Source organism: Streptomyces sp. NPDC058964 (genome assembly GCF_042741275.1).
In the GTDB taxonomy this organism is placed as follows: Bacteria; Actinomycetota; Actinomycetes; order Streptomycetales; family Streptomycetaceae; genus Streptomyces.
Genome location: NZ_JBHYKH010000475.1, coordinates 1 through 7,032 on the forward strand (window position 1 = coordinate 1; position 7,032 = coordinate 7,032).

Genomic DNA, 7,032 nt, shown 5'->3' on the forward strand with positions numbered 1-7,032 from the left:
GCCGGCGCCCAGCCGGCGCACCAGCCGGTAGCCCGCGATCCCGGCCGGGTCGGCGCCGCGCAACGGCTCCATCAACGCACCATCAGGCGGACACCTGGAACGGCGCCACACCCTGGTAGGCGAACCGGCCGCCGGAGACCTGCCACAGGTAGACCCCGCCACCGTCGATGACCAGCGAACCGGTCTCCTTCTTGAACGCGAAGTTCTTCGTGATGCCCTTGTAGGTGGCCCTGCGCAGCGCCGTCGTCAGGTTCGCGCGGGTGACGTCCTCGGCGCGCAGGGCGCCCAGGGTCCTGATGACCATGCCCGCCACGTCGTACGCCTCGACCGCGTACCGCGCGGGCTCGGTACGGAAACGCCTGCGGTACGCGGCCGCGAATGCCCTGGCCTGCGGGGCGACGGAGGCGTCCATGACGGGGGCGACGACCACCCAGCCCTCGGCCGCGTCCCCGGCGGCCGACTGGAAGCGGGCGTCGAGCACTCCCTGCGCGGCTGCCCGGGCCCCGGGGAAGCCGCGGGTCTTCAGTTCCCGCGCGAGCAGGGCGGCCCGCTCGTGGTAGCCGGCGAACACCACGGAGTCCGCGCCGCCGTGGAGGAGGGCGTCGAGCGTCGGCCCGAAGTCCGTCCGCAGGGCGCTGACCACCTTCGGAACGGCCGGCTGTCCCGCGTCCCGCAGGATCTTGCTCAGCGTGCTGCTGATCGCCCAGGCATAGGCGTCCGCCGCCCGGTCGTCGACGATGCCGATCGTGCGAGACTTCGCGGTGCCGCGCAGATAGGCACTGAGATAGAAGGGCAGGATCGCGTCCATCGGGCGGGCCTGGAGGATGGTCCGGCTCCCCTGCACCGTCAGCAGGGTGGCGCCGGGCGACACCGCGATGACGGGAAGCAGGGCGGCGTCGTACGGGGCGAGCGCGGCCTGGGCGGTGGCGTCCGTGGTGGGGCCGATGACGGCCAGGACGGAGCGGTCCGCGACCAGACGCCCGGCAGCGGCCTGGGCCTTGGCCGGATCACCTCCGTCGTCCGCGGTCTTCACGGCGAGCGTGAAGGGCCTGTCCGCACGGGCGTTGAACTCCTCGACCGCGAGCCGCAGCCCCCTCTCCTGAGCGCGGCCGACCGCCTTCTGATCGCCGGTCAGGTCGGCGTGCAGCCCGATCGTGTGCACCGGCCGCGATCCCGCCGCGCCCGAGCCCGAACCCTTGCCGCGACCGGAATGCGCGGCCCAGGCCGCCAGTCCGCCTCCGGCCGCGGCGACCGTCGCGCCACCGGCCAGCAGGAGGAACCGACGTCTGCCGACGGCGCGGTCGCCCGTCCGCCCGGCCGGCCCGTCCAGGGCCGTGGTGGTGTTCGCGGCCGCGCCGACCTCGGTGTCGTCGATGCCGGGCAGGGCGAGCCCTGCGGCCGACCGCTCGGCACACTCCGGCACAAGCGGCTGGGGCACCCTGCGGGTCTCGGCGCGGGCCCCCCGCTTTTGGGGCGGCCTCTCGGCCCCCCCCCCGGGGGTCGCCGCGGCCGGGTCGGCGTCCTCCGCGGGGCGGCGGCGTGCCCGCAGCAACTCTCTGGGGTCGCAAGACGCGGCGTCCGGGCCGCGGGCGGCGACCGCAAGCGCCCGCGTCAGTTCCTCCGCGGTGGGCCGTTCGCCCGGGTCCTTCTCCAGACAGCGGCTCACCACGTCGGCGAGGTCCTCCGGAACACCTTCCAGGTCCGGGGCGTCGTGCACGGTGCGGAACAGCAGCGCGTCGAGAGCGCCGGTGCCGAACGGAGGGCGGCCGGTGGCCGCGTAGGCCAGTACGCAGCCGAGCGAGAAGATGTCGCCGGCCGGACCCAAATCCCGTCCGCCCTGGGCCTGTTCGGGCGACAGGAAGCCGGGAGTGCCGACCACGATGCCCGTCGACGTGAGCGCGGTGTCCTCCGGGTCCCGGGCCACACCGAAGTCGATGAGCCGGGGCCCGTCGAGTGCGAGCAGCACATTGCCCGGCTTGACGTCCCGGTGCACGAGACCGACCGCGTGGATCTCGTGCAGGGCCCGTGCGAGCCGGGCGCCCAGCACCCGCAGGCTCGGCACGGGCAAGGGACCGTGTGCCGCGACGGCCTCACCGAGCGAGGGGCCCGGCACGAATGCGGTGGCCAGCCAGGGTGCCGCCGCCTCGGTGTCGGCACCCACGAGGGAGGCCACCCACGGGCTGGTCACCCGGCGGGCCGTGTCGGCCTCGCGCCGGAACCGCTCCCGGAAGTCGGCGTCCTCGGCGTACTCGGCCCGGATCACCTTCAGGGCCACCAGGGACCCGGCGGCGGACCGGCCCAGGTACACCACGCCCATGCCACCGGCTCCCAGCCGCCCGAGCAGCCGGTAGTCCGCCAGCCTGGACGGATCGGACGTGCGCAGCGGTTCCATCACTTCCCCTCCAGCCGCCGCTGGACGCGTCCCAGCATCTTCGCCAGGGCATCGGTCCCGAGTTGTTGGAGCTCCTGCTCGGAGTACCCCTTGGCGCCGGTCACGGAGACGGCCACGACGACCGTGCCGAGCCGCGCGACCATCCATCTGTACGGCTGGGTGCCGCCGCTCTTCCGGACGTACGCGCCGTCCTCGATCACGTAGTCGTCGGCGTACTGCTGCCCGCGGGCGCCGAAGGGCGTGCCCAGTGACATCAGGCCCGTGATGCGCTCGTCGCTGCGGGGCTGCTGCTCGGGGCAGCGCAGAACCTCCTCCAGGGTGGTGCTCATCTGCTGGTCGGCACCGAGGACGGAGGCGTGCACGGTGGCCGCGGCCGTCACCTTGACGGTGCCCTTGCCTCCGCCACCGGGCAGCCGGCTGTACCGGGAGACGCTGGCCAGGACTTTACGGGGGAGCTTCTGCCGTTCCCAGCGGCAGTTCCCGTCCAGTACCGCCCAGGTTCCCGGAGTGCTCGCGGCCGGGCTCTGCGCGACGAAACCCCGGCCCCAGTCGCCCGGTGCGAGCACGGCGGAGTCCGCCAGCGTGCGCCCGTCCGCCGAGGTTCTGGGCACCAGCGCGGCGTCGGGAGTGACGGCCGCGGCGGGGCCCGGTCGGCTCGAAGCACTCGCCCCGTTCCCCGGTGCGGCACTGTGCGAGGGCGCCCCGGACGGCCGGGCGGGCCCGTCGCCCTCCCCCTTCCCCGAGCCGTCCGAGCCCCCCGCGCAACCGGCCAGCACACTTCCCGCCAACAGGAGGGTCACCCAACTCGTCCGCCCGCCAACGGTGTTGCGCTTCACGCGGTCCCCTCGCAGCAGCTCACTTCGTCCGACCCCTCGAACGTAGACGTCCGCCGGACGGGCGGCCTCGGTGGAAACACGTAACGGCCTACGTAGTTCTCCGTGCCTCGGCACGTGACCACTGCCCGCCGCGCCGGACGAGGGGGAGCGCCGCCCTCCGGCCCGTCACGGTCCGGTACCCAACCCGATACGTGTCATGAGGCCGGCCAGGGCCGAACGGGACGACACGGATGCCTTGCGGTAGACCGAGGACAGATGTGTCTCGACCGTGCGCCGGCTGAGATGGAGCCGCGCGGCGATGTCCTGGTTGCTCAGGCCCTCCGCCACCAGCCGGGCCACCTCCAGCTCACGCGCCGTCAGTTCGGCCAGCTCCGCCGGCAGGCCGGGCGCCTCCGCCATGACCTGCGGCCGGATCAACTCGGCCAGGTCCACCAGCAGGCGTGCGCCACCCGCCTGCGCGATGCGGTGCCCGCGCTGCCACATCGCGGCCGCGCGCGGACCCAGCCCCGCGCGGGGCGCCCCCCCCCCCCCCCGGCCGTCACGACCGAGGGGAGCACCGCGACCTTCGAGACGCTCGACCGCGAGGCCGACCGCGTGGCCCACTGGGTCCACCGCGCCCTGCCGCGGGCGGACGCCGCCGTCGCGGTGGCCTGTGCCCTGGACGCCGCCTTTCCCGCGCTGTACTTCGGCGCGGTCCGCAGTGGGCGTCCGCTGGCGCTGCTCGACCCCGCGGCGGGATCCGCGGCCGCCCGCGAGCTGTGTTCGGCGACGGGTGCCGAGATCGCCTTCGTGCCCGGCGCCCTGGCCGGGCGGCTCGTCGCGGAAGGGGAGCCGCTGCCCCGCCTGCACACGATCGTCGTCACCGACGCGGGGGCCGGTGCCGGTGCCGACAACGATGCCGTGGGCGGCCCCGTTTCCGGTCCCGGCTCCGTGGCCGGTCGCGTGGCCGTCCTGTCGCTGGCGGACGCCCTGCGCGAGGTGCCCGGTACGCCGTTCGACACACCGGTCGACGACATCGACGCGGTGGCCTGTGTACAACTCGTGCCGCATCCCACCGCGGGGCTCCGTGAGTTGCGACTGACCCATCGCAACCTGCTCGCCAACGCCGCGCAGATCGCCGTCGCCCACCACCTCGACCCGGCGAGCGTCGTCGTCAACCAGATGCCGGCCTACCACCCGGCCCTGCTCGGCGCGGCCGTGCACGCGGGGGCCGAGCAGGTCCTGGTGAACGACACGGACCCGTGCGCGGGGATGACCGTGAGCCGCAGCCGGCGCGCCACCCACTACTACGGCCTGTCGACCCGGCTCACCCGTCTCGCCGACGACGAGCGTCTCGCCGGTCACCGTACGGCCCTGCCCGGCGGGCATCTGCGCGCCGTGCACTCCGGCGGCGTCGCCCTCGAGCCGTTCGTCGCACGCCGTCTGGGGGACACCCTGCGCGTGCCCGTGCTCCAGGGCTACGGAGTGGGCGGGCTCGGCGCGCTGGGCGCGCTCTCCCACGCCCAGGCGCCCGGGGCGCGCCCCGAACGGGGCGCGGTCGGCGTGCCGTTGCCGGGTACCGAGTGCCGTGTCGTCGACCCCGTCACCCGGGAGCCCGTGCCGGTGTGGTCCGACGGCGAGGTGGAGATCCGCGGCCCGCAGGTGCCGTCGGGCCGCGCCGACGGCTGGCTGGCCACGGGGGACGTGGGCTACCTCGACCTGGACGACCAGCTGCACCTGGTACGCCGGTCCGGCTCCCCCTTCGCCTGCGGCGACGCCGTCGTCGCGCCCGGAGTGGTGGAGCGGGTGCTGCGCCGGGACCCCAGGGTGGCGGACTGCGCCGTGGCGGAGGTCCCCGATCCCGTGACCGGCTCGTCGGTGTGGGCCGGGGTCGTGCTGCGGGAGGCGGTCCGCGGCCTGCCGGGCGTCCTCGACGCCATCGCCGGGCGCGCCAACGCCCGGCTCGGGCCCGGCGAGCAGATCCGGCGCCTCGAGGCGCTGGAGACCCTTCCCCGGGCCGCTGCGGGAAGGCCGGTACCGCGGCTGATGGTGCGCCAGTACCTGACCGCGGCCTGAGGGCCTCGGAAAGGGGTGCGGGGCGCCCCGAGGGCCGAGCGGGGCCGGGGTGTCGTCTCGGTCGGGGCCTCGTCCGGGGTGCTGGTGGGGACCGGTACCGGGGCCACCGGGTGGCCCCGGTCGGTGAGGCAGGTGCGGCGGGCCGGCTTACGGCTGCGGCCGCCCTGTCCGTCACCGTCGGGCCCGAACGGCTCATCGTCTTCGGCGACAGGACACAGGCGCCCTCGGGGCGGCGGTGACCGGCCCGTCGACCCGTCGCCTCGCCAACCCTTGCAGAATCGTTTTTCTGACTGAGATGCCCCTACTGCTTCGGCCAGCCGATGTCGTCGTCGGACTGGGCCTCCTGGGCCGGATCGGCGGGCTGGGACGCGGTGAGCCGCTGGGTCTCCTCGTCGCCGGAGGACACCGTCGGCGTACCGGCTGCGGAAGGCGCGCTGACCCACGGCCTCATCATCGACCCCCTGGAAGCGGGAAGAGCGGGAACCGGCCCCCGGGCAGGGGTCGGGCAGTTTGAGATCCTGCCGGGATCCGCTGGAGAACCGCTCGAAGAACGTACGAGAGCCGCGTGAGGACCGCCGCGGCACGGCCGCCGGGACGGGCGGGCCGCGGGCCGGCCGGCGGTCGGCTCAGGGACGGCCCGCGAAGGGCGTGAGCCGCGCGGTCGCGCGCGGAGCGGGGACCGGGGCGTCCCGCATGATCCTGGCGGCGACCGCGCCGACGGCACGCAGCCGTGCTCGGCGCAGCACGCGCCTCACGTCATGGGGGGAGGACATGTCCTGCTCCTTCGTCGGGCCGGAATGGCAACTATTTGCCAAACAGGCTGTGCAGGCTTGCTCGAATTCGGGCCGAGTCGTGCTGGACCGGGGCCCGGATTCTGGATTGCGTCTTGAATCCGGTTGGAATGCGGGGGAGTTGCCTTGATTCTCCGATGGCCGCTGGCGAACCTCGATTGCGGGTAATCGAGAAGGAGGCACTGCCGTGGCCAGCAACAACAAGAACGTGCCGAACAGCGAGCCGGAGGCCGTCACCGACGCTGTGGCGGAGGCGGACGCCGAGGCGATCCTCGGCAACATCGCCCTGCAGTAGGGCCCGTCGCACGGCAAGGTTGGGGGGGGGGGGGCGGGCCGCGGGGGGGGTGGTGGTGGGGGTGGGCGGGGGGGCCACCGAGTCCGCGCTCACCGGCGAGTCCCTGCCGGTGGACAAGTGCGTGGACCCGGTGACGAACGCGCCCGTCGCCGAGCGGCACTGCATGGTCTGCGAGGGCACGACCGTGGTCGCCGGACGCGCCCAGGCCGTCGTCGTGGACACCGGCGAGCACACCGAGGCCGCCCGGGCGGTCTCGCTGGCCGCGCGCACGCCGTCGGCGGCCGGTGTGCAGGCCCGGCTCCAGGAGCTGACCCGCAAGGCGCTGCCGCTGACGCTGGCGGGCGGCGCCGCGGTGACCGGCCTCTCGCTGCTGCGCGGGACGCCGATCCGGCAGGCCGTCTCCGGCGGAGTGTCGGTGGCGGTGGCCGCCGTGCCCGAGGGGCTGCCGCTGGTGGCGACGGTGGCGCAGCTCGCGGCGGCCCGCAGGCTCAGCCGGCACGGCGTCCTCGTACGCACCACGCGCACCCTGGAGGCGCTGGGCCGCATGGACACCATCTGCTTCGACAAGACCGGTACGCTCACCGAGAACAGGCTGCGGCTGACCCGCGTCGCGGGCCCCGACGGCACGGTCCGCAAGGTGGGCGACCCGGACGCCGCCGACGC

The 7,032-nt window shown here is 74.8% G+C and carries 6 protein-coding genes and 1 pseudogene; 2 read left to right on the forward strand and 5 right to left on the reverse strand.

The features are described from left to right. Positions 1-82 precede the first annotated feature (82 nt). The 3 genes from ACFW2E_RS37485 to ACFW2E_RS37495 all read right to left on the reverse strand — a co-directional run bounded on the left by ACFW2E_RS37485 (position 83) and on the right by ACFW2E_RS37495 (position 3,711). The gene (locus tag ACFW2E_RS37485) at positions 83-2,392 is read right to left on the reverse strand and encodes a bifunctional serine/threonine-protein kinase/ABC transporter substrate-binding protein (RefSeq protein ID WP_384473704.1); all 2,310 of its coding nucleotides are present in this window, start codon (positions 2,390-2,392) and stop codon (positions 83-85) included. Beyond that, a complete protein-coding gene (locus tag ACFW2E_RS37490) occupies positions 2,392-3,003 on the reverse strand; it encodes a hypothetical protein (protein WP_384473707.1) in 612 nt (203 codons plus the stop codon). The genes ACFW2E_RS37485 and ACFW2E_RS37490 overlap by 1 nt, the downstream gene beginning before the upstream one ends. A 390-nt stretch (positions 3,004-3,393) precedes the next feature. Next, positions 3,394-3,711, reverse strand: coding sequence for a response regulator transcription factor (locus ACFW2E_RS37495; protein WP_384473710.1), 318 nt, complete (start codon positions 3,709-3,711; stop codon positions 3,394-3,396). On the opposite strand from ACFW2E_RS37495, the gene ACFW2E_RS37500 reads away from it, so the two are divergent. Further along, entirely contained in the window at positions 3,694-5,283 is a 1,590-nt protein-coding gene (locus ACFW2E_RS37500) for an AMP-binding protein (RefSeq protein WP_384473713.1), read from the forward strand. The two genes, ACFW2E_RS37495 and ACFW2E_RS37500, sit on opposite strands and share 18 nt — an antisense overlap. A gap of 301 nt (positions 5,284-5,584) precedes the next feature. On the opposite strand, the gene ACFW2E_RS37505 is transcribed toward ACFW2E_RS37500, so the two are convergent. Together ACFW2E_RS37505 and ACFW2E_RS37510 are read right to left on the reverse strand one after the other, a co-directional pair. After that, positions 5,585-5,734: a hypothetical protein gene (locus tag ACFW2E_RS37505; RefSeq protein WP_384473716.1), complete on the reverse strand. Its 150-nt coding sequence runs from the start codon at positions 5,732-5,734 to the stop codon at positions 5,585-5,587. 175 nt (positions 5,735-5,909) lie between these two features. Then, positions 5,910-6,056 (reverse strand): hypothetical protein, encoded by a 147-nt coding sequence (locus ACFW2E_RS37510; protein WP_384473719.1) that lies wholly within the window; start codon positions 6,054-6,056, stop codon positions 5,910-5,912. A gap of 392 nt (positions 6,057-6,448) precedes the next feature. Between ACFW2E_RS37510 and ACFW2E_RS37515 the strand changes: the two are divergent. Continuing rightward, positions 6,449-7,032: pseudogene (locus ACFW2E_RS37515) on the forward strand (HAD-IC family P-type ATPase); the annotation flags it as partial.